Below are 26,104 nucleotides of genomic sequence, written 5' to 3' on the forward strand. Positions count from 1 at the left end.
TGTCTGAAGCACCGCGTCAGCATCATCGCCAGCAGGCTGGCTCCCACATTGGAATGCATTCCCCTGTGGGAGCCAGCCTGTTGGCGATGGGACCTACAACTTCAACACGGCATCGCCCGCTGTCCCGATAAACAAAAACGCCGCGATCTCTCGCGGCGTTTTTGTGTCTGTTGCCTTACCCCAGGTTCTTGCCGAGCAGCGCGTGGTACAGCTCGCTGTCGCCGAGAATCCCGACCACTTTGTTGTTGTCGTGCAGCACCAGTTTGTTGCCCGTCTGATAACGGATCTGCAGCGCATCGCGCATGCCGATGTTGGAGTCCACCAGCGTCGGCCGGCGGCCCAGGCCTTCTACCGCCTGCCCTGGAATCCAGTTCTGCAGGTCCAGGCTCGCACCGTTCTGGCGTGCGCCCTTGATGGTGTTGCCTTCAGCCAGGTCCAGCCACGAATCGCCGCCCGGATCAAGGCACACCGAACCGTTGATGCGTTTGCAGTTGTCCAGGGTACGCATCAGGCTGCGCCCGCACAGTACGTTCAGCGGGTTGGTGTGGGCCACGAAGGTCCGCACGTAGTCGTCCGCGGGATTGAGGACGATATCTTCAGGCTTGCTGTACTGGATGATCCGGCCGTCTTTCATGATCGCGATACGGCTGCCGAGCTTCAGGGCTTCATCGAGGTCGTGGCTCACGAACACGATGGTCTTGCTCAACTTGCGTTGCAGCTCCAGCAGTTCGTCCTGCAGGCCCTGGCGGATCAGCGGGTCAAGCGCCGAGAACGGTTCGTCCATCAGCAGGATGTCGGCGTCCATCGCCAGTGCGCGGGCCAGGCCCACACGCTGCTGCATGCCACCGGACAGTTCATCGGGTTTCTTGTTGCGCCATTGGGTCAGGCCTACCAGTTCGAGTTTTTCGTCGACCAGTTTCTTGCGTTCCTTCTCCGGACGGCCCTGCATTTCCAGGCCGAAGCTGATGTTCTCGCGCACCGTCAGCCAAGGCATCAGGGCGAACTTCTGGAACACCATCGCGATGCGCTTGGTACGCATCATTTTCAGTTCGGCGGCAGTGCAGGACGCAATGTTGATCTGCTTGCCTTCGTGCTCGACGAACAGCTTGCCACGGCTGACGGTGTTGAGGCCGTTGATGCAGCGCAGCAGGCTGGATTTGCCGGAGCCGGACAAGCCCATCAGCACGCAGATTTCACCTTTTTCGATATCCAGGCTGGCCTTTTCGACGCCAACGATCTGCCCGGTCTTTTTCAGGATCTCGCTGCGGGTCAAGCCTTGGTCGAGAAGTTTCAGTGCTTCGCGTGGATCTTTGGTGAAGATTACGTCGACGTCTTCGAAGCGAATTATGCTCATGCGTCACCCCCTACTTTGGCGTCGGGTTGTTTGCAGATACGGTCGAGCATGATCGCCAGCAGTACGATCGCCAGGCCCGCTTCGAAGCCCAGGGCGATATCAGCAGTGTTCAGTGCGTTGACCACCGGTTTACCCAGTCCGTCGGCGCCCACCAGTGCCGCGATCACCACCATCGACAGCGACAGCATGATGCACTGGGTGATACCGGCCGCGATGCTCGGCATGGCGTGGGGCAGTTCGATCCGTGTTAGCAGCTGGCGACGCGAGCAGCCAAAGGCCTTGCCGGCGTCCATCAGTTCTTGCGGGACATCGCGGATGCCCAGGTAGGTCAGGCGGATCGGCGCGGCAATCGCGAACACCACCGTGGAGATCAGGCCCGGGACCACACCCAGCCCGAAGAGGGTCAGGGTAGGAATGAGGTAAACGAAGGTCGGTACGGTCTGCATCAGATCGAGTACCGGTCGCATTACAGTGTAGAACATTGGCTTGTGCGCGGCGACGATACCCAGCGGTACGCCGATGACCACGCAGACCAGGGTGGCGAACAACACCTGGGCGAGGGTCTCCATGGTTTCCTGCCAGTACCCCAGGTTGAGGATCAGCAGGAAGGAGGCGATGACAAAAACGGTCAGCCCCCATTTGCGCTGGATGAAGTGGGCCAGGAGGGCGATGAGGCCGATCAATGCCAGCGGGTTGAACCAGGTCAGCGCGAAAGTCACGCCGTGGATCATCGTTTCCAGCGACACGGCAATGGCGTCGAATGTGTTGGCGCCGTGTTGCGTCAACCACTCGACAAAGCTCGCGATGTGCTGGCCTAAAGGGATTTTCTGATCAATCAGCATGGTAGTGAACGTCCGCATGCAAGGAAATTAACAGCCCGGACGGCGTGAGCCGCCCGGCATAAGCGATGCTCCCTGATTCAAGGCGCGAGTTTGGCTTTCACGGCTTCCAGGCCTGGTTTACCGTCAATGGTGGTCACGCCAGCGAGCCAGGTATCGAGCACCTGTGGATTCTTTTTCAACCAGGCCTTGGCGGCCGCGTCAGGCTTCATCTTGTCGTCCAGGATGTTGCCCATCAGTTCGCTCTCCATGTCGACAGTGAACTCCAGGTTTTTCAGCAGCTGGCCCACGTTGCTGCATTCCTCGGCGTAACCCTTGCGGGTGTTGGTCGCCACGGTGGCGGCACCGAAATCCGGGCCAAAGAAGTCGTCGCCGCCGGTCAGGTATTGAATCTTGAAGCGCTTGTTCATCGGATGCGGCGCCCAGCCGAGGAAGACCACGGCGGTGTCGCGTTTCTGTGCGCGGTCGACCTGGGAAAGCATCCCCGCTTCGCTGGACTCGACGACCTTGAAGCCTGCGTCCTTGAGGCCGAAGGCGTTCTTGTCGATCATGCTCTGGATCAGGCGGTTACCGTCGTTGCCCGGCTCGATGCCGTAGATCTTGCCGTCGAGTTCTTTCTTGAATTTGGCGATGTCGGCGAAGTCATGCAGCCCCTTGTCATACAGGGCTTGGGGGACGGCGAGGGTGTACTTGGCGCCCTTGAGGTTGGTGCGCACGGTTTCCACGGTGCCAGCGTCGCGGTAGGCCTTGATGTCGTTTTCCATGGTCGGCATCCAGTTACCCAGGAACACGTCCATGTTCTTGCCGTCGGCCAGGGACTTGTAGGTCACGGGTACGGAAATCATGGTGGTCTTGGTCTTGTAGCCGAGGGCGTTGAGCACGACGCTGGTGGTGGCGGTCGTTGCGGTGATGTCGGTCCAGCCGACATCGGAGAAGTTTACGGTGTTGCATTGCGCCGGTTCGGCGGCTTGCGCCAGAACCGGCAGACTAAGCAAAGCGGCCAACAACAACGACGGGGAACCTTTCATGGATGGACTCCTTGGTGTTTTTTTTGGCAGTGTTTCCGACTGGAACCACCGCACTTATAGGTTGCGGTTGGATGGCGTTCTGGAGACATCTCTACCACGGCGCCTTGCAATCGAGTCGATACGATCATGTACCAGTGAAAATCTGACGCCTACAGGGTGCGTCGTAACCAGTACAGGGATGGTCGCATCCAGTGTCGGTGACGTCGTTTACAGATGTTTTCAGCCACTTTTGTCCGTCTGAGCCGCAAAAAAACGGCGAAAACACGACGTGAAAGACACGCGGCGTTCGTGGACATGAGTGCGTCGGTGTGAGACGTCGAACGACAGGATAAAAGCCTGATGATGCGGCCATCCTGACGGATTGCAGCTTGAGCGTAGCAGCTCCGTCACCGGGCGCTTCTGCGCCTGGAGTTGGCACATCCAGGAGTCCGGCAGTAATGGCTATCAGTGTTTTCGACTTGTTCAAAATCGGCATCGGCCCTTCCAGTTCGCACACCGTGGGGCCTATGCGGGCAGCGGCGCTGTTCGTGCAGGTTTTGCGCGAACGGGGGCAGCTCGAGCAGGTTCGGCGTGTCGAAGTGCAGCTCTTTGGTTCGCTATCGGCCACCGGTATTGGCCACGGTAGCGACAACGCAGTGATCATGGGGTTGATGGGTGAGTGGCCGGACGCGATCGATCCGTCGCAAATCGGCATTCGCATCGCCACCTTGCGTGAAACCGACACGCTGTTGCTCGATGGTCGCCTGCCTGTCCCGTTCATCTGGGCTCGGGACATGCGCCTGATCGACGAAAACCTGCCGTTCCACCCTAATGCCATGACCCTGGTTGCCGAAGGTGAAGACGGCGAGCTGCATCGCGATACCTACTATTCAGTCGGCGGCGGTTTTGTCGTCGATGAGGCGCAAGCCAGCAGTGGTGTGGTCGATATGGATCGCACCGTGCTGCCGTACGATTTCTCCAGCGCCGCCGAGCTGCTGGAGCTGTGCAAAACGCACAACCTGCGCGTGGCTGAATTAATGATGGCCAACGAGAAGGTCTGGCGCAGCGAAGAGGAAATCCGCAGTGGCCTGATGCACCTCTGGCGCGCCATGCAGGATTGCGTCGAGCAAGGCCTCAAGCACGAGGGCATCCTGCCCGGCGGCCTGAATGTGCGCCGTCGCGCGGCCAAATTGCATCGCAGCTTGCAGGAGCTGAACAAGCCCAACGTGATCGGCTCGACGTTGAGCGCCATGGAGTGGGTCAATCTGTTCGCCCTGGCGGTCAACGAAGAGAACGCCGCCGGCGGGCGCATGGTCACGGCGCCGACCAATGGCGCGGCCGGGATCATCCCGGCGGTGTTGCACTATTTCATGAAGTTCAGCGAGGACGTGACCGACGCCAATGTCGTCGACTACATGCTCGGCGCGGCGTCGGTCGGGATCCTGTGCAAGAAGAACGCTTCGATCTCCGGTGCCGAAGTCGGTTGCCAGGGCGAAGTCGGCTCGGCTTGCGCCATGGCGGCGGCGGGCTTGGCGGAAATTCTTGGTGCCACACCGGAACAACTGTGCAACGCGGCGGAAATCGGCCTGGAGCACAACCTGGGGCTTACGTGCGATCCAGTGGGTGGTCTGGTGCAGGTGCCGTGCATTGAGCGCAACGCGATTGCCGCGGTGAAGGCGATCAACGCGGCGCAGATGGCCTTGCGCGGCGATGGCCAGCACTTTATCTCCCTGGACCGGGTGATTCGCACCATGCGCGATACCGGTGCCGACATGCATGACAAATATAAGGAGACGTCGCGGGGTGGGTTGGCGGTTAGCGCGGTGGAGTGCTGAGACCGCATCGATCCTATCGCCAGCAGGCTGGCTCCCACAGTAGATTTGTATCGACCACAAAATCTGTGGGAGCCAGCCTGCTGGCGATAGGGCCAGACCAGTCAAAACTGCGCGTAAAGTGAACATCCGATTTGAAACGCGCCACCTTTTGGCGCGTCGCTAACAGATAAATTGCCTCACCGGCGATCGGGTAAAATTGCTGCTCCGACCGCCCGTCACCCGTGCCTGCGGTGACACTCTTCCCAGGCTGCTCGCAGCCCTGTTCCCACAAGTGCTACCGATTTGCTCACACGCAACGGGGCAGAGCACTTGCCGCCCTTGATGGCACTTATAACCCCTACTCCCTGCGCGTCATATATAGACACATTCCGACGTCGTTTTTAGGAGTTATTGAACGCGTAATCAAATTTAGGCATGGCAATTGCTCTGTCATTACAAAGCCCGTCTCCCACGCGAGAACGATGGCAATAACAAGAGCCTCCGCCTGAGGCCATCACCCGCTTTGTGTGAGGAGATACCGCGATGACGACGTTCAACTCCGGGGCCCAACCCCAGAACCGTGCGCCTCAATCCATCGGCTTTCTGCTGCTGGACAATTTCACGCTGATTTCCCTGGCTTCCGCAGTCGAACCACTGCGCATGGCCAACCAGTTGTCCGGCCGCGAGCTGTATCGCTGGACCACCCTCACCGTCGATGGCGGTCAAGTCTGGGCCAGTGACGGTCTGCAAATCACCCCCGACGCCTCCATGCACAAAGCGCCTCCCATGGACACCGTGATCGTCTGCGGTGGTATCGGCATTCAGCGCACTGTTACCCGCGAACACGTGTCCTGGCTGCAGAGCCAGGCGCGTCAGTCCCGTCGTTTGGGTGCGGTCTGCACCGGCAGCTGGGCCTTGGCGTGCGCCGGCCTGCTGGACGGTTTCGATTGCAGCGTGCACTGGGAATGCCTGGCGGCGATGCAGGAAGCGTTTCCGCGGGTAGCCATGAGTACCCGCCTGTTCACCCTCGACCGTAACCGCTTCACCAGCTCCGGTGGCACCGCGCCGCTGGACATGATGTTGCACCTGATCAGCCGCGATCACGGTCGTGAACTGTCCGCCGCGATCTCGGAGATGTTCGTCTACGAACGCATCCGCAACGAACAGGATCACCAGCGCGTGCCGCTCAAGCACATGCTCGGCACCAACCAGCCGAAGTTGCAGGAAATCGTCGCGCTGATGGAAGCCAATCTGGAGGAGCCGATCGACCTCGACGAACTGGCGGTGTACGTCGCCGTGTCCCGTCGTCAGCTGGAGCGGCTGTTCCAGAAGTACCTGCATTGTTCGCCTTCGCGGTACTACCTGAAGCTGCGCTTGATCCGCGCTCGGCAACTGCTCAAGCAAACGCCGATGTCGATCATCGAAGTGGCGTCGGTGTGTGGTTTCGTGTCCACGCCGCACTTCTCCAAGTGCTACCGCGAATACTTCGGCATTCCGCCGCGCGATGAGCGTGTAGGCTCCAACACCACGCAACAAGTGGCGATGATGCCGCTGCCGCAGGCATTGGTGCTGTCGCCGTTGTCCGGGCCGTTGTCGGCGTTGAGTCAGGCGCGTAATGAGTCGACTTTCGCCAGCGTAAGGCTCTAAAACCGAGTCGCATTCATCGCGGGCAAGCCCGCTCCCACAGGTACAGCGCCGGTTCGAAAATGGCGCATTTCCTGTGGGAGCGGGCTTGCCCGCGATTGGTTTTAACGGGCGACGTGACTTTGTTGATATTCCGCCAACGCTGGCAGCAACTGCTTGTCGATGGCCTGGCGCACAGCCGGCAGGATCGTCGCGCTGCTGGTGTACATCTGCTTGACCATGGTGCGCAGCACGATGGCCCGTTCGTTGTTCAAACCTCGCACAGCAAACTCACAAGCCTGCTCGGCCGTGGCGCCGCTCGGCACTTGAAAGCCCAATGACTTGAGCTGGCCCAACAGGTCTTCCTGGTCTATCAAATCAGCGTGCATCATGACGCGAATCCTTCTTCTGGGAATGGTGTCGTGGCTCGATTCTGGTAGTGGCACGCAGTGGCGGCAAGGGCGATTTGTCGTAATGGCAACATTGACTATGAACAGGTCGTTTTCGGGCTATAAACCAGCCATGAGAACCGGCACACTGGACCCAGCTTGCTTCACGAGGGTTTGGTCACCTTCCCGCGGCAGCTCCTCAACAGTACCCTCTGCCTCGATCCTGTCACGGCTTGATCGGGGCTTTTTTTGCCTGGTCAAAAACAAAAGATCGCAGCCTTCGGCAGCTCCTACAGATGTCCGTAAACCTATGTAGGAGCTGCCGAAGGCTGCGATCTTTTTACGGTTTAGCGCTGCAACACGAGGATTCGAGACAACAACTCATCCCGATCCACATAACAGCCCTGGAAATGCCGCGCCCCGGTTGCTGGATCGAAGGCATTACGCGCATGCAGCGTACGGCGATTGTCGAAGCACCAGAGCTCACCCGGATTGAGCCTTTGCATCACGCGAAAGCGATCCTCACGAGTCATCGCAATGAAGCGGCGATAGGCACGATATAGCTTGGGCATCTGCTCCACCGACGCATCGAACGGGCCGCGCAAAAAGTTCGCCATGCGGATTTCCGACACCTGCCCCAAGGTATCCAGGGCGATGATCGGTGCGAGGCAACGGTAGTCGCTGTGGCGGTCCTTGTTACGGAATTCCACGGGGATCTCGCACAGGCTCTGGAACGACTCGGGGTCCTCCTGGCGTAACGCTTCGGCGATGGCAAAACCGTCGACGAAAATGCTCTCGCCACCCATCGCGTCGTTGACCAGGCAATGCAGGAATTGCAGTCCCGGTTGCAACTCGCGGGTTGGCAGATCGCTGTGCAACGGGAGGTTGAAAGCGGTGTAGGCGTTGCTGTCGGCATCGGCCTTGGATTGCACGTTGAACAACACACCGAAATTGCTCTCGCGGATGAAGGAAATGCGCTGCGCGACCAGCTTCAGCGAGCCGGGCTCGGTGGGTACGCCACGGACCTGGGTCAGGCCGGTGTCGCGCACGGCCAGCAGCCATTGCAGCAGCGCCTGGTTGTCGTTCATCAGCGCTTGATACTCGAACACCGGCAACTGCAAATCACTGCGCCAAAGCCTGGCTTTGGGTTTGCCTGCCAGGCGCTCGGCGCGGGACTCGTCGTCGTAGGCATGGGCGCGCAGCCAGCCAGGGTCGAAGCGGCTGAGGTGGCCATCCTGCCACTGCACGTTCAGGCAGCCTTCAGCATCGATACTGGTCTGGACAGGCATCAGGTTTTGCGGCACATCGACGATTTCCAGTACCTGTTCGCGAGTCACCGTGTAGACGCATTGCGGGCACGGGCAGTTGTCCCGCAGCCATGGGTGGTGGAAGGGGCTGACACGGTTGTCGGCCCACTTCACCAGGACACGATCCGCCATGGCCTGCACGCCTGCCAGCGCGCTGATCAACGGATAAGTACGAAAGTCAGCAAAAGCGGCGGCGGTGTTCATGGGATCTCCTTGTTATTTTTTTGGCGGTAAAGCGATCACTCGGCCGATGTAGGCGGGGGCGGGCAGGTCGGTCTGCTCGGCGACGATGGCCTGCAGTTTGCCCAGGGTCACCTCGCGAAATGGCGTGGAGTTTGGCCCGGCGAGGTCAACGTGCAGCAGCATCTGTTCGTTGCCCGCCAGCTCCTTCGCATCGCCCACCAGGTGCAGGCTGTGGTAGAGGTGCAGGCGTTTGGCGTCGTGGCCGATGATCTGCGTGTGCACCTCGACCTCGGCGTCTAGCTTCACTTCGTGCAGGTAGTTGAGGTGCAGTTCCAGGGTGAACAGCGAGTTGCCGCTGGCTTCGCGGTTGCTGCTGTCCATGCCGAGGCGGTCCATCAGGGCGTCGGTGGCATAGCTGAAGATCAGCAGGTAGAACGCGTCGCGCAGGTGGCCGTTGTAGTCGACCCAGTCGGGAATGATTCTGGTTTGGTAGGTGGTGAGGGTTGGCATGGTGAGGGATCCAATATGTATGGTGACTGGGCTGCCGGCCGCTTTCGCGGGCAAGCCCGCTCCCACAGGGTTCTGCTCAGTGAAAAAAATTGTATTCACACTGCAAATCACTGTGGGAGCGGGCTTGCCCGCGATGAGGCCGGTCTTGCTGGCCTCAAAGCTTGAGGGTTACTCGCTGAAGGCCATTCCATGCTTCTCTTTGGTGGTCTTCACCGCCTCCAGCACCGCCAGCAGGCAGTCATCACGATAGCGTTCCAGCGCCGAAATGCTGTGTTTGCCCAATTGATCGCTGGTGCCATCCACCACATCGTCGATCAGTTTGTCGGTCAACTCCGGCGCCGGCAGATAAGTCCACGGCAACTGCAGGGCCGGGCCGAACTGTGCCATGAAGTGGCGCATACCGGCGTCGCCACCGGCCAGGGTATAGGTCAGGAATGTGCCCATGAACGACCAGCGCAGGCCCGCGCCAAAACGGATCGCGTCGTCGATTTCGCCGGTCGTCGCCACGCCGTCATTGACCAGGTGCAGCGCCTCGCGCCACAGCGCTTCGAGCAGGCGGTCGGCGATGAAGCCTGGCACTTCCTTGCGCACGTGCAGCGGGCGCATGCCGAGGGATTCGTAGACTTTCATTGCCGCCTGCACGGCTTCGGGGGCGGTGTTCTTGCCGCCAACCACTTCCACCAGCGGCAGCAGGTAAACCGGGTTGAACGGGTGGCCGACCACGCAGCGTTCCGGGTGGGTCGAACTCTCGTAGAACTCGCTTGGCAACAGGCCCGAGGTACTGGAGCCGATCAAGGCATTGGGCTTGGCTGCGGCGCTGATCTTGCTGTGCAGTTCCAGTTTCAGTTCAAGGCGTTCGGGGGCGCTTTCCTGGATGAAGTCGGCGTCGCGCACGCATTCTTCGATGGTCGCGACAAAGCGCAGACGGTCTTGCGAGGCACCGGGTGCCAAGCCCTGTTTCTCCAGCGCGCCCCAGGCATTGGCGACGCGTTTGCGCAGGGCGGCTTCGGCACCGGGGGCCGGGTCCCAGGCCACCACGTCGAGGCCGTGGGCGAGGGCGCGGGATACCCAGCCGCTGCCGATGACACCGCTGCCCAGGGCGGCGAAGGTTTTGATTTCGGTGATAAAGCTCATGGCGATTTCCTGAATTTGGCTCGTAAAAACTGTGGGAGCGAGCCTGCTCGCGATGACGTCGGTACATCCGATGCATCATTTGAGACAGGTAATCCGCTATCGCGAGCAGGCTCGCTCCCACAGGGGGAAAAGGTGATTTGGATCAGCCGCGCTGCTTCAGGCCCATTTTCTTGCGGCCTTCCGCCGGGGTCAGGACCCGGGCGCCGAGGCGGCTGAGGATTTCGCTGGCGCGTTCGACCAGTTGGCCGTTGGTCGCCAATACACCCTTGTCCAGCCACAGGTTGTCTTCCAGACCAACCCGCACGTTGCCGCCCAGCAGTACCGCCTGAGCAGCCATCGGCATTTGCATCCGACCGATGCCGAAACCGGCCCAGACCGCATCGGCCGGCAGGTTGTCGACCATGGCTTTCATAGTGGTGGTGTCGGCCGGGGCGCCCCACGGGATGCCCAGGCACAGTTGGAACAGCGGGTTGTCGAGCAGGCCTTCCTTGATCATCTGCTTGGCGAACCACAGGTGACCGGTGTCGAAAATCTCCAGTTCAGGCTTGACGCCCAGCTCTTGGATACGCTTGGCGCCAGCTCGCAGCTGCGCCGGGGTGGAGACGTAAATGGTGTCGCCATCGCCGAAGTTCAGCGTGCCGCAGTCGAGGGTGCAGATTTCCGGCAGCAGCTCTTCGACGTGGGCCAGGCGGGTCAGCGGGCCGACCAGATCAGTGTTCGGGCCAAACTCCATCGGGTTCTCGCCGGCGCCGATTTCCAGGTCGCCACCCATGCCGGCGGTGAGGTTGACGATGATGTCGACATCGGCTTCGCGAATGCGCTCCATCACTTCACGGTACAGCGCCACGTCACGGCTGAACTTGCCGGTTTGTGGGTCGCGAACGTGGCAGTGAACCACGGTGGCGCCGGCCTTCGCGGCCTCCACGGCGGCGGCAGCGATTTGTTTCGGGGTGACCGGCACGTGTGGGCTCTTGGCGGTCGTGTCGCCAGCACCGGTGAGTGCGCAGGTGATGATGACGTCGTGGTTCATTTGGCGGTTTCCTTCAGGCGTGGTGGTCCCGTTCGCAGCCCGTTCGGGCTGCGAATCGGTGGTTCAGTTCAGGGTTACTTGGTGGTCAGCTTGAGGTTTTCAGCCGCCGGTTTGCCATCGAAGGTGGTCACGCCCTCGAGCCAGCGTTGCTTGTCTTGCGGGTGATCCTTGAGCCATTGCTTGGCCGATTCGAAGGCGTCCTTGTGATCCAGCAGCGGCTGCATCATCCGGCTCTCGTCTTCGGCGGTGAACGTCAGGTTGCTCAGCAGGCGACCGATGTTCGGGCACTGTTCGGCGTATTTCGGTGCGGTAACGGTCCAGACCGTGGCCATGCCTTCGTTCGGGCCGAGGGCATCTTCACTGCCGGTGAGATAGGTCATCTGTACGTTGACGTTCATCGGGTGCGGCGCCCAGCCGAAGAACACCACGGCTTCCTTGCGGCGCACGGCGCGATCCACGGCGGCGAGCATGCCGGCTTCGCTGGATTCGACCAGCTGGAACTTGCCGAGGCCGAACTGGTTCTTGGCAATCATCGCCTTGATCTGGGTGTTGGCGCCCGAGCCTGGCTCGATGCCGTAGATCTTGCCGCCCAGCTCTTTTTCGAACCTGGCGATGTCAGCGAAGGTTTTCAGGCCCTTGTCAGCCAGGTAGGTCGGCACGGCGAGGGTGGCGCGAGCGTCCTTGAGGCTTGGCGCTTCAAGCACCTTGACCTGATTGGCGTCGACGAACGGGGTGATGGTCTGGGTCATCAGCGGGTTCCAGTAACCCAGGAACAGGTCCAGGCGCTGATCGCGGATCCCGGCGAAGATGATTTGCTGGGAGGCGCTGGTTTGTTTGGTGTTGTAGCCGAGGCCGTCGAGCAATACCTGGGTCATCGCACTGGTGGCGATCACGTCGGTCCAGTTCACCACGCCCATGCGTACGTTCTGGCACGACGCAGGTTCGGCTGCCATGACACTGGCGCTCAGCAAAGCGGTACCACTGAGTGCAAGAACACAGCTGCTGATCAGTCGTTTCATTCTCAGGTTCCTCGGCAGTTTCATTATTGTGGGTCCGGTCGTCTGTGCGCCGGTGATGTCACGTTACGCAGCTAATGTGGCACGAAAGCGCACTGCGGCGACCGACTCTTGCACTGCAGCGACCTGTGCTCTTGAATGCCTGTTGCAAGTGGCGTATCAACGTCATCACGCTACAGCCCTCTCGTTACCTGCCTATCGAGTGCGCTCCATGTCCCAGGATTTCTATTTCTTGTTGATGCCGGGTTTCTCGGCCATTGGATTCATCTCGGCCATCGAGCCGTTGCGGGTCGCCAATCGCTTTCGCGGCGAGCTCTATCGCTGGCACGTGCTGAGCGCTGATGGCGGGGCGGTGCTGGCCAGTAACGGCATGTCGGTCAACGCCGATGCGGCGCTGGAGCCACTGAAAAAAGGCGCGACGTTATTGGTGGTCGCCGGCTTCGAACCGCTGAAGTTCGCCACCCCCGCCCTGGAACATTGGCTGCGTCGCCTGGACAACGAAGGCGTGACCCTCGGCGCCATCGACACCGGCAGCTTCATCCTCGCCGAAGCCGGCCTGCTCGACGGCCATCGCCTGACCCTGCACTGGGAAGCCATCGACGCCTTCAAGGAGTCCTATCCGCAGTTGAGCGTCACTCAAGAGCTGTTCGAAATCGACCGTCGGCGCATCACTTCTGCCGGCGGCACCGCCTCGATCGATTTAATGCTGGATCTGATCGCCCAGGCCCACGGCCCGGAATTGGCTATCCAGGTCAGCGAACAGTTCGTGCTCGGGCGCATCCGCCCGCGCAAGGACCACCAGCGCATGGAAGTCGCCACGCGCTACGGCATCAGCAACAAGAAGCTTGTTCACGTGATCGGCGAGATGGAGCATCACAGCGAACCGCCGCTGAGCACGCTGGAACTGGCGGAATCGATCAAAGTGACGCGCCGGCAGCTTGAGCGGTTGTTTCGCCTGCATCTGAACGATACGCCGAGCAATTTCTATCTGCGCTTGCGGCTGGAGAAAGCCCGGCAGCTGCTGCGCCAGACCGATATGAGTGTGTTGGAGGTGAGTATTGCGTGCGGGTTTGAATCGCCGTCGTATTTCACCCGTAGTTATCGGGCGAAGTTCGAGCGGTGCCCGCGAGAGGATCGGCGCACCGCAAAAGCATGAACACCCGAAAACCCTGTGGGAGCCAGCCTGCTGGCGATAGCGGTCTGCCAGACACATAAATGTCGACTGATGCACCGCCATCGCCAGCAGGCTGGCTCCCACAGGTAATTTGCTCTGTCAGGACGACCGATTACTTCTTCATCAGCGCCGAACACGCAGCCTTGTACGCCTCATGCTGATACTTGTTCAGCGTCTCCGGCAGCTCAAAACCATGCTTCTTGGCCTGAGCATTGATCGTCTGCGGCGACAGCAGCATCACCTCGCAACTCTCCAGCAACTGAAAAACGCCCTCGATCTTGAACGTGGTCGGCCCACCGGCAAATTCACCTTTCTTGCTGCGCTTCTTGATCGCGATTCGATCTATCGAGTTCTCGCGAACAAAGGACGCGACCTGAGCGGCGAACACTTTGACGTTGGCGGCTTCATCGTCATCGTCCAGGGCGATTTTCTTGGTGGCGAGCGCCACGTGGCTCAGAGTGGAACCCTCGAGAGCTGCCACGGCGATGATTGCTTCGCTGCCCTTGATTTCGATGCCGCAGACTTTCATGTTGAATCCCTTTTCTGGCTGAAGGCGTGAAGCTTACAGCTCCAGTTGATTGGCGGTGATGCCGAACGCCGCAGCAATTTTTTCGCGGGTGGCCTTGCGCGGCTTCGCGACGTTTTCCTGCTGGGCGAAGGCCGGTTGGGAGATTCCCATGCGTTTGGCCACTTCATCCTGCGTAAGGTTCAAGTGTTCGCGCCAGGCGCGAATCGGCGTCGCGCCATCGACGATGCGGCTGACCACTTCATGGGGAATCAGATCGGGCTTAATCTTCTGCGCGACATACTGCGCGTAGGGGATGACCACGAAAGCAGGATTTCCGTCTGCGTCGTTGATGATTTGAACGTCAGTAGGTGCGTTCATCGCGTTTTTTGACCTCTTGAATACTGACCACTTTGATTGCGCCATCCCAGTCGAACATCACTCGGTAGTTACCTACTCGAAGTCGATAGGCGTAGTCATGACCAACCAGTGCTTTGACGTTGCCTATATCAGGCATATTCGTCAGCGCCGAGACGGCATCACGAACCTGGATCTGGTGTGCGCAATGCAATTTCAAAAGCTGCTTAACGGCCTTTCGAGTCCAGTGGATGCTGTTCATGAGAGAATATAAGTCTTTTATAAGATATTCCAATCTTTACTTATATTTCTCTATTGGCCAATAAACGAAGCATGTCGGGATGTTGCTCGGCTCACTCCTGCCCAATCAACTCCAAAAACTCCGACCGCTCGTCACTCATCCGCGCCACGCAATCATTTTGCGCGATGGTGTATGCCTTGCTGCCGGCGGTGGCCGGGAAGGCTTCGATGGCGCAGTCGGCGTCGCGGGTTTTCAGCCATTGTTGCTGGGCGGCTTTGATCTTGGCCGTGATGTCGGCCAATTGCGACGGGTTCTTGCCGTAGAGCGACTGCATGCGCTCGTTCAGGCTTTTGTAGTTTTCGCTCAGCAAATCTTCGGCGGTGGTTTTGCTGAAGGCGGAGCATTCCAGGGTCTGGACGTCGTTTTCGACTTTGTCGCAGGGGGTGTCTTCAGACTCCTCGGCGGCGTGTACGCCAGTCGCAATCAGTGCCAAAGCCAGGACGATGAATTTCATGTGGTTGCCGCTCCCATCCAGTGAAGCATCAAGAGATGTGGCGAATTCTGGCCCAAGCGGACAGCCTTGAACAGGTCGGCAATTGTGCCTTGCGACGACCCTTTGTCGCGGATTGACGCTTTCGGCAATTCCCCTGTCGTTTTTGCACCCGGCTGCCAATGCACCGAGGCATATGCTGGCCCCAAAGCGCCGGCACACGATTCGGCGCATGAATCGCCAACAAGGGGACAGCCTGATGAGCCCAGCCGAATTGCACGCCGACAGCATCGTTATCGACGGGCTGATTATTGCCAAGTGGAACCGCGAGCTGTTTGAAGACATGCGCAAGGGCGGTCTGACCGCGGCCAACTGCACCGTGTCGGTGTGGGAGGGCTTCCAGGCCACCGTCAACAACATCGCCGCCAGCCAGAAACTGATTCGCGAGAACAGCGACCTGGTGATTCCGGTGCGTACCACCGCCGACATCCGCAAGGCCAAGGAGCAGGGCAAGACCGGCATCCTCTTCGGTTTCCAGAATGCCCATGCCTTTGAAGACCAGATCGGCTATGTCGAAGTGTTCAAGCAGCTGGGCGTCGGTATTGTGCAGATGTGCTACAACACCCAGAACCTGGTGGGTACCGGCTGCTACGAGCGTGACGGCGGCCTGTCGGGCTTCGGTCGCGAGATCGTCGCCGAGATGAACCGTGTCGGCGTCATGTGCGACCTGTCCCACGTCGGTTCCAAGACTTCCGAAGAAGTCATCCTCGAATCGAAAAAGCCGGTGTGCTACTCCCACTGCCTGCCGTCGGGCCTCAAGGAGCACCCGCGCAACAAGTCCGATGAAGAGTTGAAGTTCATTGCCGACCATGGCGGTTTCGTCGGTGTGACCATGTTCGCGCCATTCCTGGCCAAGGGCATCGATTCGACCATCGACGACTACGCCGAAGCCATCGAATACACCCTGAACATCGTCGGCGAAGACTCAATCGGCATCGGCACCGACTTCACCCAGGGTCACGGCCAGGACTTCTTCGAGTACTTGACCCACGACAAGGGCTACGCCCGTCGTCTGACCAGCTTCGGCAAGATCATCAACCCACTGGGCATCCGCACCGTCGGCGAGTTCCCGAACCTCACCGAGACCCTGCTCAAGCGCGGCCATTCCGAGCGCGTGGTGCGCAAGATCATGGGCGAGAACTGGGTCAACGTTCTCAAGGATGTCTGGGGCGAGTAAGCCGCAGCTCTTCTGAATCTTTTCCCCCGGCCATCCGCGCCGGGGGCATTACCAAAATTTTTCTGGAGTTAAGTTTCCATGGCCAAGATCGCCCCGCAATTGCCTATCGAAGTCGACAGCGAGACCGGTGTCTGGACGTCCGACGCCCTGCCGATGCTGTACGTACCGCGCCATTTCTTCGTCAACAACCACATGGGCATCGAGGAAGTGCTGGGTGCTGAAGCCTATGCCGAGATCCTCTACAAGGCCGGCTACAAGTCCGCCTGGCACTGGTGTGAAAAAGAAGCCGAATGCCACGGCCTGGAAGGCGTCGCGGTGTTCGAACACTACATGAAGCGCCTGTCGCAGCGCGGCTGGGGCCTGTTCAAGATCCAGGACATCGACCTGGATAAAGGCACCTGCAGCGTCAAGCTCGAACACTCGGCATTCGTCTACGTGTACGGCAAGGTCGGGCGCAAGGTCGACTACATGTTCACCGGTTGGTTTGCCGGCGCGATGGACCAGATCCTCGCCGCTCGTGGCAGCAAGATCCGCACCGTGGCCGAGCAAGTCTACGGTGGCTCCGAAGAGGGCCACGAAGACGGCTTGTTCATCGTCAAGCCGTTGTAAGTCGAGGAACCCGCCATGGCTTTCGAAGCAATGTTCCAGCCGATCCAGATCGGCAAACTGACCATCCGTAACCGCGTGCTCAGCACCGCGCACGCCGAGGTCTACGCGACCGACGGCGGCATGACCACCGACCGGTACGTCAAGTATTACGAAGAGAAGGCCAAGGGCGGGATCGGCCTGGCGATCTGCGGCGGTTCGTCCGTCGTCGCCATCGACAGCCCGCAGGAATGGTGGAGCTCGGTGAACCTGTCCACCGACCGCATCATCCCGCACTTCCAGAATCTGGCCGACGCCATGCACAAGCACGGCGCCAAGATCATGATCCAGATTACCCACATGGGCCGTCGCTCGCGCTGGGACGGCTTCAACTGGCCGACGCTGATGTCGCCGTCGGGCGTGCGTGAGCCGGTGCACCGTGCTACCTGCAAGACCATCGAGCCGGAAGAAATCTGGCGGGTGATCGGCAACTACGCGCAAGCGGCCCGCCGCGCCAAGGCCGGTGGCCTGGACGGTGTCGAACTGTCGGCGGTGCACCAGCACATGATCGACCAGTTCTGGAGCCCGCGGGTCAACAAGCGTACTGACGAATGGGGCGGCACCTTCGAAGGCCGCATGAAATTCGGCCTGGAAGTGTTGAAAGCCGTGCGCGCCGAGGTCGGTGACGATTTCTGCGTGGGCATGCGTATCTGCGGTGACGAGTTCCACCCGGATGGTCTGTCCCATGAGGACATGAAGCAGATCGCCAAGTATTACGACGACACCGGCATGCTCGATTTCATCGGCGTCGTGGGCTCGGGTTGCGATACCCACAACACCTTGGCCAACGTGATTCCGAACATGAGTTATCCACCGGAGCCGTTCCTGCACCTGGCTGCCGGCATCAAGGAAGTGGTCAAGGTTCCGGTGCTGCACGCGCAGAACATCAAGGACCCGAACCAGGCCACCCGTATCCTGGAAGGCGGTTACGTCGACATGGTCGGCATGACCCGCGCGCACATCGCCGACCCGCACCTGATCGCCAAGATCAAGATGGGCCAGATCGACCAGATCAAGCAGTGCGTCGGTGCGAACTACTGCATCGACCGTCAGTATCAAGGCCTGGACGTGCTGTGCATCCAGAACGCCGCGACGTCCCGTGAATACATGGGCTTGCCGCACATCATCGAAAAAACCACCGGCGTCAAACGCAAGGTGGTGGTGGTCGGCGCCGGTCCTGCCGGTATGGAAGCCGCCCGTGTGGCTGCCGAGCGTGGTCACGACGTGACCCTGTTCGAGAAGAAGGAATTCATCGGCGGGCAGATCACCACGGCGTCGAAAGCGCCGCAGCGTGACCAGATCGCCGGTATCACCCGCTGGTACCAGCTGGAGCTGGCTCGGTTGAAAGTCGACCTGCGCCTGGGCGTGGCGGCCGATGCGCCGACCATCATGGACCTGCGCCCGGATGTGGTGGTGCTGGCGGTCGGCGGTCATCCGTTCATCGAGCAGAACGAGCACTGGGGCGCGGCTGAAGGCCTGGTGGTCAGCAGCTGGGACATCCTCGACGGCAAGGTTGCACCTGCCAAGAACGTGCTGGTCTACGACACCATTTGCGAGTTCACCGGCATGTCGACCGCCGACTTCCTCGCCGACAAGGGCAGCCAGGTCGAGATCGTCACCGACGACATCAAGCCAGGCGTGGCGATCGGCGGTACGTCGTTCCCGACTTACTACCGCAGCATGTATCCGAAAGAAGTGATCATGACCGGCGACATGATGCTGGAGAAGGTCTACCGCGAAGGCGACAAGCTGGTGGCGGTGCTGGAAAACGAATACACCGGCGCCAAAGAGGAGCGGGTGGTGGACCAGGTGGTCATCGAGAACGGCGTGCGTCCGGACGAGGAGATCTACTACGCGATGAAGGAAGGCTCGCGCAACAAGGGCCAGATCGACGTCGAAGCCTTGTTCGCGATCAAGCCGCAGCCATGCCTGGAACAGAAAGGCGACGGCTACCTGCTGTTCCGCATCGGCGACTGTGTGGCCCAGCGTAACGTGCATGCGGCGATCTACGACGCGCTGCGGCTGTGCAAGGATTTCTAACGGCTTGCGCATAACCCTGTGGGAGCGGGCTTTCCCGCGAATGCAATCTGTCTGCCGACATTGATGTCGACTGACCCACCGCTTTCGCGGGCAAGCCCGCTCCCACAGGAACCGAGTCAGGCATCTCGACCTGCAAGACCCTGCGGTCTTTGGGAGCAACACCTATGTTGAACACCCTTCTTCCAATCCTGTTGTTCGCTGCCCTGGGCCTTGCGGTTCTGGGCGCGTTGCGGCGGGTAGCCATGTGGCGCCGGGGCCGGGCCTCGAAGGTCGATCTGATCGGCGGCCTGTTTGCCATGCCCAAGCGCTACATGGTCGACCTGCACCACGTGGTGGCGCGGGACAAATACATTGCCAACACCCACGTCGCCACGGCCGGCGGCGCGGTAGCGTCGATCGTGCTGGCGATCCTCGTACATGGTTTCGGCCTGCATAACCGCATCCTTGGTTATGCGCTGCTGTTGATGTCGGCGGTGATGTTCGTCGGCGCCGTCTTTGTTTACCTGCGTCGGCGCAACCCGCCGGCGCGCCTGTCGAAAGGCCCGTGGATGCGCCTGCCGAAAAGCCTGATGGCGTTCTCGGTGTCGTTCTTCCTGGTGACCCTGCCGGTGGCCGGTATCCTGCCGGAGAACTTCGGTGGCTGGCTGTTGGCGGTGATCCTCGGGGTTGGCGTGCTGTGGGGCGTGTCCGAGCTGTTCTTCGGCATGACCTGGGGCGGGCCGATGAAGCATGCCTTTGCCGGTGCCCTGCACCTGGCCTGGCACCGTCGCGCCGAGCGCTTTGGCGGCGGTCGTTCCACCGGTCTCAAACCGCTTGATCTGAACGATCCGGCCGCACCACTGGGCGTGGAAAAACCCAAGGACTTCACCTGGAACCAGCTGCTCGGCTTCGACGCCTGCGTGCAGTGCGGTAAATGTGAAGCCGCGTGCCCGGCCTTCGCCGCCGGCCAGCCGCTGAACCCGAAAAAGCTGATCCAGGACATGGTCGTCGGCCTGGCTGGCGGCACCGATGCCAAGTTTGCCGGCAGCCCGTATCCAGGCAAGCCGATTGGCGAACACGCGGGCAACCCGCATCAACCGATCGTCAATGGTCTGGTGGATGCCGAAACCCTGTGGTCGTGCACCACCTGCCGCGCCTGCGTTGAAGAATGCCCGATGATGATCGAGCACGTCGATGCCATCGTCGACATGCGTCGCCATCTGACCCTGGAAAAAGGCGCCACCCCGAACAAGGGTGCCGAAGTCCTGGAAAACCTGATCGCCACCGACAACCCGGGCGGCTTCGCTCCAGGTGGTCGGATGAACTGGGCAGCGGACTTGAACCTCAACCTGATGAGCGAGAAGAAGTCCACCGACGTGCTGTTCTGGGTCGGCGACGGCGCCTTCGACATGCGCAACCAGCGCACGCTGCGCGCGTTCGTCAAAGTACTGAAAGCGGCGAAAATCGACTTCGCCGTACTCGGCCTCGAAGAGCGCGACAGTGGCGACGTGGCCCGACGCCTGGGCGATGAAGCGACCTTCCAGTTGCTGGCCAAGCGCAACATCCAGACCCTGGCCAAGTACAGCTTCAACCGCATCGTCACCTGCGATCCGCACAGCTTCCACGTGCTGAAAAACGAATATGGCGCTTTCGACGGCAACTACCTGGTGCAGCACCACAGCACCTACATGGCGGAAATCATCGACGCCGGCGCGCTGAACCTCGGTCAGCACAAAGGCGACAGCGTGACCTATCACGACCCGTGCTACCTCGGCCGCTACAACGGCGAATACGAGGCGCCGCGTCAGGTCCTGCGTGCGCTGGGCATCGAGGTCAAGGAAATGCAACGCTCCGGTTTCCGCTCGCGCTGCTGCGGCGGTGGCGGCGGTGCGCCGATCACCGACATTCCGGGCAAGCAGCGTATCCCCGACATGCGCATGGAAGACATCCGCGAGACGGGCGCCGAACTGGTGGCCGTGGGCTGCCCGCAGTGCACCGCGATGCTTGAAGGTGTGGTCGAACCACGACCGTTGATCAAGGACATTGCCGAACTGGTGGCCGACGCGCTGCTGGAGGATCAGGCCCCAAAGTCGGCTACGCCGGCCAAACGTGAACCCGCGGAGGTGCACTGATGAGCGACATTATCCGCCGCGACCCCCGTGCCGAATGGATTGCCCGCAACCGCCTGCACCCGTTGCACGCGGCCATGCAACCGGCGCAACACAGCTGGATGGGGCCTAACGGTGTCATCCGCAAGAATCCGCACGGCATCGGCTTCATCGGCCCCAACGGTATCAAGCGCATCGACCGCAGCGGCGCTCAACAAGGCGGGGCGACCAAACGCTCGGCCGCCGTTGAAGTGCAATTGCCGCTGCATCAGGTGCCTGCGCCAGCGTTCTACATCTGCGTGGTGCCGGACATGGTCGGTGGCCGCTTGAGCAGCCACGACAAGGACTTGCTGGGCCTGGCCCATCAACTGGCCGGCAGCGACGGCGCGGTATTGGCCGTGGTCTTCGGCGAACACAAGGAAAACGCGTTTTCCACAGCCGGCGTCGATCGCTTGCTGGTGCTCGAAGGCGAAGAATTCAGTGGTTATGCACCGGAACAACGGGTCCAGGGCCTGCGGGCTGTGGATAACCAGTTCAGCCCGCGTCACTGGCTGCTGCCGGACAGTCGCAGCGGCGGTGGCGAATTGGGTCGGCGCTTTGCCGCGGCCCTGGGCGAACGCCCGGCCACGCGAGTCTGGCAGGTCAAGGACCAGGAGTGCATCGGCCGTGCCGGCGCCGGCTTGCAAGACCTGGCGCGCCCGGTTGCACGCTTGATCCTGGCCGCCGTCGAATGTGCCGAACCGGTCAGCGAAACCCGTCACGAAGCCTTGCCGGTGGAGTTATCCACAGCCATCGCCCGCAGTCTCTCGCGCATCGAGGACCTGGGGGCGGTGGCGGTGGACCCGGCGGCGATTCCCATGGCCGAGGCCGAATTCATTTTCTCCGGCGGCAACGGGGTCAAGGATTGGAACTTGTTCCACCAGACCGCCGCGGCCCTTGGCGCCACCGAAGGCGCGTCACGGGTGGCGGTGGACGATGGTTTCATGGCCCGCGACCGTCAGGTCGGCGCGTCCGGCACCTGGGTTACCGCGCGGGTCTACGTGGCGGTGGGGATTTCCGGGGCGATCCAGCACCTGCAGGGCATCGGTGCCTGCGACAAGGTGGTGGCGATCAACCTCGACCCGGGCTGCGACATGATCAAACGGGCCGACCTGTCGGTAATCGGCGAGAGTGCCGAGATTCTTCGGGCCTTGATCGCGGCGGTAGAGGCTTACCGCAACGACGCCAAGCGCGATGCGGCTTAAGGGAAGGAAAGGGTTATGAGCACGAAAATCATCAGCCTGGTGTCCATCGGCGCCCACCCGACTTCCGGTCGACCACGACGTGCGGAGCAGGATGCGCGGGCAGTGGAACTGGGCTTGCAACTGGCTGGGGATAACTTGCAGGTACTGCACGCCGGCGACATCGCCGAGCCGGCCTTGCGCGCTTACCTGGGCATGGGGCTGGAACAATTGCATGTACTGGAGCAACCAGAGGGCGCCGATGCGCTGCCGGCCTTGACCGCTTATTTGCGCGAAGCCGGCGCTCAGGTCGTTTTGACCGGTAGCCAGGCGGAAACCGGCGAAGGCTCGGGCATGTTGCCGTTCCTGCTGGCCGAAGGCCTTGGTTGGCCGCTGGTGGTGGGGCTGGCGCAGGTCGAGTCCATCGACGGCGGTTCGGCGCTGGTGCTGCAGGCTTTGCCGCGCGGTCAGCGGCGTCGCCTAAAGGTTCGCTTGCCGTTTCTCGCCACTGTGGATAACGCCGCGCCCAAGCCACGGCAGAGCGCCTACGGCCCGGCCCGGCGCGGGGTATTGCAGGCCAAGGACGTGGAAGTCGTCGACGATGAGTTGCTCGCTGTTGCCACCCTGCAACCGGCCAAGCCACGCCCAAAACGCTTGAAGGTGATCAAGGCCAAAAGCGGCGCGGACCGCATGAAAGCCGCAACGGCGAAAGCCAGTGGCGGTGGGGGACAAGTGCTCAAGGGCGTAACGGCGCAAGCTGGGGCTGAAGCAATTCTCAAGTTGCTGATAGAAGAAGGTGTGGTCCGCTAGCGGTCAGTTTTGGGGGCAGGTCAATGGCAGTAGAATTTCGTCCGGCAGTGCGCGCGGACGCGCGCGAGATTGCGCGTTTGTTCCAGATTTCATCGGAGGGGGCTTCGGATTACATCTGGAGCCAGATAGCAGAACCCGGGCAGGATCTGCTGGACGTCGGGGCCCTGCGTTACGCCCGTGACGATGTGGATTTCTCCTGGCAGAACTGCCTGATCGCCGAAGCCGAAGGTGAAGTCATTGGCATGCTGCACAGCTACGTGATGCGTCACGATCCTTTCGCAGCACCGGTGAGCGACCCGGTGCTGGCGCCGTACGCCAAGATGGAAATCCCCGACACCCTGTATATTTCCAGCCTGGCGCTGCATGAGGGCTGGCGCAATCAGGGGCTGGGCAAGCAGTTCCTTGCCTACGCGTATGACCGCGCCAACCGGCTCGGGCTCAATGGCCTGAGCCTGATCGATTATGCCGCGAACACCGGTGCCAGGCGGTTCTATGAGCGCCATGGTTTTCGCATCGTCGATACCTGCCAGATCACGCCGCATCCGATGATTCGGGTCACGGGTGAGGCCTATTTGATGTATCGACCATAGCGGGCTCCTGGGTGAAAGGGGGGACCCTAGCAGAACTGATAGTGTTGGCTTTACCGGCGGTTTGTTAGGGTACTGAGCAGTTGGTACCCGCCTTCTCGAGACCGGCCGTTCAGAGCCAGGCATCTCATTGCGGGTTATCAGGTCTCAACAAGGACGCAACTGATGCCTATCGCCCGCAAACCCCAACCTGCAAAACCCTCGTCCGCAGCCGATGCGCGGTCCCTGCGAACCCTGTTGCTCGCTAGCGACCTGCAACGAAGCGTACTCGCCGAACTGGATCGCAGCGGGCCGAACCCCTTCGCCTATTCCCCCTATGGCCTGCAAAGCGCCCCCAGACGGGCGGGGACGCATTTGGGCTTCAATGGGCAGTTCAAGGAAGGTACTACGGGTTGGTATCACTTGGGCAATGGCCATCGGGTCTATAACCCGGTGTTGATGCGGTTTCACAGTCCGGATCGGTTGAGTCCGTTCGGGAAAGGGGGATTGAATGCGTACGCATATTGCTCCGGCTCCCCCGTTAATCGCGTCGATCCAAGCGGAAGATCTTGGCTTGCACTCCTTGGAAGCGCTGTGGGTTCTTTTCTGAACGCCATTTTTGCCGGAACGGCAATTAGCAGGGCTGCGGCGTATATCGTGAAAAGCGAGCCTCAGAGCAGGATGTGGCGTATTGGCAATACCATGGCTTTTTGGGGCGGTGCTTCAGGTTTGCCATCGCGTGCAGTGGGGTTACCCGATAACATTCTCGCGCGAATGCCTGACACCAGTTCGTTGCTGGGTTCGAATCTGGGTGTCATTGGCGGTCAGGGACTGACAGGGGGAGGTGCGCTCCTCTTGAATTACAGTAGCACCCGGACATGGATGTCGAACGCAGCCAGTAATGGGCAGTCGAGGTGGCGCGTGCTGTGGGAGGCAACCAAGGAGGCCAGTGGGTGGAACCTGCTGCGCGGGCAGCCACAGGGACATGTCCCGGGCAGGATTGCCAACACGCCTCTGGAGGTGGGTACAGTAGAGCCTCGGCAGATTGATCCCGTTGTTCAAGGTCAGGAGATCAGAGGCGTAAACAGCACAAACTTGTGAGCTATAGTTTTTCTGTGCGCTGCTACAGGGGCAGGGGGGCTTTGCGACGTTCAGCGCTTACTCATAAAACTTGTTTTTATGAATGGGTTGAATATGAAGGCTTTCAATCGGGCGTTGGCGCTCCTTGTGTCAGTGTCTGCGAGTTTGATGGCAGCCCCCCAAACAAGGTCTCCAGCGGTCGATTTTTATCATTGGGTCGAATCTGCACAAGGGCAAAAAGCATCCATTGCACAGCTAAGGCAGCAATGTGAAAACGTACTGGATGCCGAGAAAAACCTGAGTTGTTCCGTATCCGTTCTCGCCAGGATTTTCGAGGTTAAAGCCGCCAATGAATTGCCTGATTACTACCTGGCGATCAAGCGTAAACACGCTCAGGCGATAGAGGCCGATAAAGAGCTGAAGGCATTGTTCTCGATGTTCGGTAACCAGTCGCTTGCGACCCTGAGGGCGAGCGGCGATTTCACGGTAAAAAGAACTTCACGCCGACAAGTGCTCAGGATTCATCCGTATTCCAGTGACCATTTCATTGCCGAAGAGGTGCTGCCCTTCATCGATGTTGACGCGGCCAATGGTCATTCCGCACGTTTCGTTCTCGACACCGGCGCTCCGCAAACCCGGGTCAATGCCGAAACGGCCAGGCTGATGGGGATCAAGTTGTTAACCGACTCCCACTACGCCTACAGCACGTTCTACGGCGAGAAAGACCTGTCTGCCCGGCTCGGAATTCTTGATTCCTTGAAAGTGGGCAAAAGCGAATTCCACAATGTGCTGGTGTTTGTCAGTGATCGGGACAATTTGCTGGGACTGGACCTGATCAGCAAGTTGGGGCGACTTAAAATCACCCGCAAAACCCTGGTGCTCAATCCCGCGCCTACCGCGCAATGTGACTCACCGATCGCCTACACCCGCATGGATCTCAATCAACGCCTGACGATCGCTGTACGGCTCGATAACAGGGCCACGCTGGCGATAGTCGACACCGGGAACGTCGATTACCTGACCTCCGCCTCACCTGGGGATCGGGCCAATGTCGTAATGACCCCGGGTAACTCACTGATCGACGCAGCGCACAAGCAGCGTTACCAAACCTTCAAGGGCATGTTGAATTTGCCGGGCGGTGCCATGGCGATCAACTACAGGTTTTATCCTGGCTTCACCATTCCGCCTTCGTGGGTGCAGGGACAGTACGTGCCTTCGATTTTGCTGGGCTGGCGTGCGTTCGACGAGTTTGAATTGAACCTCGACATCGAAGCTGGGCGTTCATGTTTCAACAGGGTTTGACGTGTTTACCCACAATCCCTGTTAGCGCTTCTGTGGATAACATGTTCGCCCCTCGCTGAAGCCCATGCAAACCGCAGGCTGCAAGGCTTAGATCAAATAGTAACCAGCGTAAGTTGCGGTTTTTCCGCGTTTTTTTATCAGCGG

25 protein-coding genes are annotated in these 26,104 nt (G+C 60.3%); 12 read left to right on the forward strand and 13 right to left on the reverse strand.

Translation table 11 applies throughout. The annotated features are described in order from the left end of the window. Nucleotides 1-175: 175 nt before the first annotated feature. The 3 genes from choV to PMI35_RS23095 all read right to left on the reverse strand — a co-directional run bounded on the left by choV (nucleotide 176) and on the right by PMI35_RS23095 (nucleotide 3,221). A complete protein-coding gene (gene choV / locus PMI35_RS23105; RefSeq protein ID WP_008057085.1) occupies nucleotides 176-1,354 on the reverse strand; it encodes a choline ABC transporter ATP-binding protein in 1,179 nt (392 codons plus the stop codon). Further along, complete coding sequence (gene choW / locus PMI35_RS23100) at nucleotides 1,351-2,196, reverse strand: choline ABC transporter permease subunit (protein WP_008057086.1); 846 nt, start codon at nucleotides 2,194-2,196, stop codon at nucleotides 1,351-1,353. The genes choV and choW overlap by 4 nt, the downstream gene beginning before the upstream one ends. Nucleotides 2,197-2,273: 77 nt before the next feature. Next, the gene (locus PMI35_RS23095; RefSeq protein ID WP_008057087.1) at nucleotides 2,274-3,221 is read right to left on the reverse strand and encodes a choline ABC transporter substrate-binding protein; all 948 of its coding nucleotides are present in this window, start codon (nucleotides 3,219-3,221) and stop codon (nucleotides 2,274-2,276) included. A gap of 437 nt (nucleotides 3,222-3,658) precedes the next feature. Here PMI35_RS23095 and PMI35_RS23090 point away from each other — a divergent pair, with 437 nt between their 5' ends. Both PMI35_RS23090 and PMI35_RS23085 read left to right on the forward strand, forming a co-directional pair. Continuing rightward, a complete protein-coding gene (locus tag PMI35_RS23090) occupies nucleotides 3,659-5,035 on the forward strand; it encodes an L-serine ammonia-lyase (RefSeq protein ID WP_008057088.1) in 1,377 nt (458 codons plus the stop codon). A 522-nt stretch (nucleotides 5,036-5,557) separates the two neighbouring features. Further along, on the forward strand, nucleotides 5,558-6,661 hold the full coding sequence (locus tag PMI35_RS23085) for a GlxA family transcriptional regulator (protein ID WP_007975492.1): 1,104 nt from the start codon (nucleotides 5,558-5,560) through the stop codon (nucleotides 6,659-6,661). A gap of 101 nt (nucleotides 6,662-6,762) precedes the next feature. Here the strand turns inward: PMI35_RS23085 and PMI35_RS23080 are convergent, their stop codons facing one another. From PMI35_RS23080 to PMI35_RS23055, 6 genes are all read right to left on the reverse strand, one after another. After that, nucleotides 6,763-7,029 (reverse strand): hypothetical protein, encoded by a 267-nt coding sequence (locus PMI35_RS23080; protein WP_008057089.1) that lies wholly within the window; start codon nucleotides 7,027-7,029, stop codon nucleotides 6,763-6,765. A 344-nt stretch (nucleotides 7,030-7,373) separates the two neighbouring features. Beyond that, complete coding sequence (locus PMI35_RS23075; RefSeq protein WP_008057090.1) at nucleotides 7,374-8,537, reverse strand: gamma-butyrobetaine dioxygenase; 1,164 nt, start codon at nucleotides 8,535-8,537, stop codon at nucleotides 7,374-7,376. A 12-nt stretch (nucleotides 8,538-8,549) separates the two neighbouring features. Then, nucleotides 8,550-9,026, reverse strand: coding sequence for a thioesterase family protein (locus PMI35_RS23070; RefSeq protein ID WP_008057091.1), 477 nt, complete (start codon nucleotides 9,024-9,026; stop codon nucleotides 8,550-8,552). A 168-nt stretch (nucleotides 9,027-9,194) separates the two neighbouring features. After that, complete coding sequence (locus PMI35_RS23065; RefSeq protein WP_007985952.1) at nucleotides 9,195-10,160, reverse strand: L-carnitine dehydrogenase; 966 nt, start codon at nucleotides 10,158-10,160, stop codon at nucleotides 9,195-9,197. 142 nt (nucleotides 10,161-10,302) lie between these two features. After that, complete coding sequence (locus PMI35_RS23060; protein WP_008057092.1) at nucleotides 10,303-11,190, reverse strand: 3-keto-5-aminohexanoate cleavage protein; 888 nt, start codon at nucleotides 11,188-11,190, stop codon at nucleotides 10,303-10,305. Between the two features lie 74 nt (nucleotides 11,191-11,264). Next, nucleotides 11,265-12,209, reverse strand: a complete 945-nt coding sequence (locus PMI35_RS23055; protein ID WP_008057093.1) for a choline ABC transporter substrate-binding protein — start codon at nucleotides 12,207-12,209, stop codon at nucleotides 11,265-11,267. 208 nt (nucleotides 12,210-12,417) lie between these two features. Here PMI35_RS23055 and PMI35_RS23050 point away from each other — a divergent pair, with 208 nt between their 5' ends. Beyond that, the gene (locus tag PMI35_RS23050) at nucleotides 12,418-13,362 is read left to right on the forward strand and encodes a GlxA family transcriptional regulator (protein WP_008057094.1); all 945 of its coding nucleotides are present in this window, start codon (nucleotides 12,418-12,420) and stop codon (nucleotides 13,360-13,362) included. Nucleotides 13,363-13,492: 130 nt separating this feature from the next. Here the strand turns inward: PMI35_RS23050 and PMI35_RS23045 are convergent, their stop codons facing one another. From PMI35_RS23045 to PMI35_RS23030, 4 genes are all read right to left on the reverse strand, one after another. Further along, complete coding sequence (locus PMI35_RS23045; RefSeq protein ID WP_008057096.1) at nucleotides 13,493-13,909, reverse strand: DUF3010 family protein; 417 nt, start codon at nucleotides 13,907-13,909, stop codon at nucleotides 13,493-13,495. Between the two features lie 33 nt (nucleotides 13,910-13,942). Beyond that, complete coding sequence (locus PMI35_RS23040) at nucleotides 13,943-14,266, reverse strand: helix-turn-helix domain-containing protein (RefSeq protein ID WP_008057098.1); 324 nt, start codon at nucleotides 14,264-14,266, stop codon at nucleotides 13,943-13,945. Beyond that, the gene (locus PMI35_RS23035) at nucleotides 14,250-14,504 is read right to left on the reverse strand and encodes a type II toxin-antitoxin system RelE family toxin (protein WP_008057099.1); all 255 of its coding nucleotides are present in this window, start codon (nucleotides 14,502-14,504) and stop codon (nucleotides 14,250-14,252) included. The genes PMI35_RS23040 and PMI35_RS23035 overlap by 17 nt, the downstream gene beginning before the upstream one ends. Nucleotides 14,505-14,595: 91 nt before the next feature. Then, entirely contained in the window at nucleotides 14,596-14,997 is a 402-nt protein-coding gene (locus tag PMI35_RS23030; protein ID WP_008057101.1) for a lysozyme inhibitor LprI family protein, read from the reverse strand. Nucleotides 14,998-15,232: 235 nt separating this feature from the next. Here PMI35_RS23030 and PMI35_RS23025 point away from each other — a divergent pair, with 235 nt between their 5' ends. The 9 genes from PMI35_RS23025 to PMI35_RS22990 all read left to right on the forward strand — a co-directional run bounded on the left by PMI35_RS23025 (nucleotide 15,233) and on the right by PMI35_RS22990 (nucleotide 25,960). Continuing rightward, complete coding sequence (locus PMI35_RS23025; protein WP_008019494.1) at nucleotides 15,233-16,210, forward strand: dipeptidase; 978 nt, start codon at nucleotides 15,233-15,235, stop codon at nucleotides 16,208-16,210. Nucleotides 16,211-16,288: 78 nt separating this feature from the next. Further along, nucleotides 16,289-16,819: a DUF5943 domain-containing protein gene (locus tag PMI35_RS23020; RefSeq protein WP_008019495.1), complete on the forward strand. Its 531-nt coding sequence runs from the start codon at nucleotides 16,289-16,291 to the stop codon at nucleotides 16,817-16,819. A gap of 15 nt (nucleotides 16,820-16,834) precedes the next feature. After that, the gene (gene dgcA / locus PMI35_RS23015) at nucleotides 16,835-18,895 is read left to right on the forward strand and encodes a dimethylglycine demethylation protein DgcA (protein ID WP_008057104.1); all 2,061 of its coding nucleotides are present in this window, start codon (nucleotides 16,835-16,837) and stop codon (nucleotides 18,893-18,895) included. A gap of 164 nt (nucleotides 18,896-19,059) precedes the next feature. After that, complete coding sequence (gene dgcB / locus PMI35_RS23010) at nucleotides 19,060-21,006, forward strand: dimethylglycine demethylation protein DgcB (RefSeq protein WP_008057105.1); 1,947 nt, start codon at nucleotides 19,060-19,062, stop codon at nucleotides 21,004-21,006. Then, the gene (gene etfA, locus PMI35_RS23005) at nucleotides 21,006-22,226 is read left to right on the forward strand and encodes an electron transfer flavoprotein subunit alpha (RefSeq protein WP_008057106.1); all 1,221 of its coding nucleotides are present in this window, start codon (nucleotides 21,006-21,008) and stop codon (nucleotides 22,224-22,226) included. The genes dgcB and etfA overlap by 1 nt, the downstream gene beginning before the upstream one ends. A gap of 15 nt (nucleotides 22,227-22,241) precedes the next feature. Then, nucleotides 22,242-23,012 carry an electron transfer flavoprotein subunit beta gene (etfB, locus tag PMI35_RS23000; protein ID WP_008057107.1) on the forward strand — a complete coding sequence of 257 codons (771 nt, stop codon included), beginning with the start codon at nucleotides 22,242-22,244 and terminating at the stop codon, nucleotides 23,010-23,012. Between the two features lie 23 nt (nucleotides 23,013-23,035). Then, entirely contained in the window at nucleotides 23,036-23,602 is a 567-nt protein-coding gene (locus PMI35_RS22995) for a GNAT family N-acetyltransferase (RefSeq protein WP_008057108.1), read from the forward strand. Nucleotides 23,603-23,764: 162 nt separating this feature from the next. Continuing rightward, the gene (locus PMI35_RS33265; RefSeq protein WP_008057109.1) at nucleotides 23,765-24,679 is read left to right on the forward strand and encodes an RHS repeat-associated core domain-containing protein; all 915 of its coding nucleotides are present in this window, start codon (nucleotides 23,765-23,767) and stop codon (nucleotides 24,677-24,679) included. 93 nt (nucleotides 24,680-24,772) lie between these two features. Beyond that, nucleotides 24,773-25,960, forward strand: a complete 1,188-nt coding sequence (locus PMI35_RS22990) for a retropepsin-like aspartic protease (protein ID WP_008057110.1) — start codon at nucleotides 24,773-24,775, stop codon at nucleotides 25,958-25,960. The last annotated feature ends 144 nt before the right edge of the window (nucleotides 25,961-26,104 follow it).

It is taken from the genome of Pseudomonas sp. GM78, assembly GCF_000282475.1.
Classification (GTDB): Bacteria; Pseudomonadota; Gammaproteobacteria; order Pseudomonadales; family Pseudomonadaceae; genus Aquipseudomonas.

Coding starts and splice junctions, on each gene's coding strand:
- PMI35_RS23075 (WP_008057090.1), bottom strand. CDS start 8,537: ATGAACACCGCCGCCGCTTTTGCTGACTTTCGTACTTATCCGTTGATC.
- PMI35_RS23095 (WP_008057087.1), bottom strand. CDS start 3,221: ATGAAAGGTTCCCCGTCGTTGTTGTTGGCCGCTTTGCTTAGTCTGCCG.
- PMI35_RS23065 (WP_007985952.1), bottom strand. CDS start 10,160: ATGAGCTTTATCACCGAAATCAAAACCTTCGCCGCCCTGGGCAGCGGT.
- PMI35_RS23020 (WP_008019495.1), top strand. CDS start 16,289: ATGGCCAAGATCGCCCCGCAATTGCCTATCGAAGTCGACAGCGAGACC.
- etfB (WP_008057107.1), top strand. CDS start 22,242: ATGAGCACGAAAATCATCAGCCTGGTGTCCATCGGCGCCCACCCGACT.
- PMI35_RS23055 (WP_008057093.1), bottom strand. CDS start 12,209: ATGAAACGACTGATCAGCAGCTGTGTTCTTGCACTCAGTGGTACCGCT.
- PMI35_RS23040 (WP_008057098.1), bottom strand. CDS start 14,266: ATGAACGCACCTACTGACGTTCAAATCATCAACGACGCAGACGGAAAT.
- PMI35_RS23085 (WP_007975492.1), top strand. CDS start 5,558: ATGACGACGTTCAACTCCGGGGCCCAACCCCAGAACCGTGCGCCTCAA.
- choW (WP_008057086.1), bottom strand. CDS start 2,196: ATGCTGATTGATCAGAAAATCCCTTTAGGCCAGCACATCGCGAGCTTT.
- PMI35_RS23060 (WP_008057092.1), bottom strand. CDS start 11,190: ATGAACCACGACGTCATCATCACCTGCGCACTCACCGGTGCTGGCGAC.
- PMI35_RS33265 (WP_008057109.1), top strand. CDS start 23,765: ATGCCTATCGCCCGCAAACCCCAACCTGCAAAACCCTCGTCCGCAGCC.
- PMI35_RS22990 (WP_008057110.1), top strand. CDS start 24,773: ATGAAGGCTTTCAATCGGGCGTTGGCGCTCCTTGTGTCAGTGTCTGCG.
- etfA (WP_008057106.1), top strand. CDS start 21,006: ATGAGCGACATTATCCGCCGCGACCCCCGTGCCGAATGGATTGCCCGC.
- PMI35_RS22995 (WP_008057108.1), top strand. CDS start 23,036: ATGGCAGTAGAATTTCGTCCGGCAGTGCGCGCGGACGCGCGCGAGATT.
- PMI35_RS23030 (WP_008057101.1), bottom strand. CDS start 14,997: ATGAAATTCATCGTCCTGGCTTTGGCACTGATTGCGACTGGCGTACAC.
- PMI35_RS23070 (WP_008057091.1), bottom strand. CDS start 9,026: ATGCCAACCCTCACCACCTACCAAACCAGAATCATTCCCGACTGGGTC.
- dgcA (WP_008057104.1), top strand. CDS start 16,835: ATGGCTTTCGAAGCAATGTTCCAGCCGATCCAGATCGGCAAACTGACC.
- dgcB (WP_008057105.1), top strand. CDS start 19,060: ATGTTGAACACCCTTCTTCCAATCCTGTTGTTCGCTGCCCTGGGCCTT.
- PMI35_RS23035 (WP_008057099.1), bottom strand. CDS start 14,504: ATGAACAGCATCCACTGGACTCGAAAGGCCGTTAAGCAGCTTTTGAAA.
- PMI35_RS23090 (WP_008057088.1), top strand. CDS start 3,659: ATGGCTATCAGTGTTTTCGACTTGTTCAAAATCGGCATCGGCCCTTCC.
- PMI35_RS23050 (WP_008057094.1), top strand. CDS start 12,418: ATGTCCCAGGATTTCTATTTCTTGTTGATGCCGGGTTTCTCGGCCATT.
- PMI35_RS23045 (WP_008057096.1), bottom strand. CDS start 13,909: ATGAAAGTCTGCGGCATCGAAATCAAGGGCAGCGAAGCAATCATCGCC.
- PMI35_RS23025 (WP_008019494.1), top strand. CDS start 15,233: ATGAGCCCAGCCGAATTGCACGCCGACAGCATCGTTATCGACGGGCTG.
- choV (WP_008057085.1), bottom strand. CDS start 1,354: ATGAGCATAATTCGCTTCGAAGACGTCGACGTAATCTTCACCAAAGAT.
- PMI35_RS23080 (WP_008057089.1), bottom strand. CDS start 7,029: ATGATGCACGCTGATTTGATAGACCAGGAAGACCTGTTGGGCCAGCTC.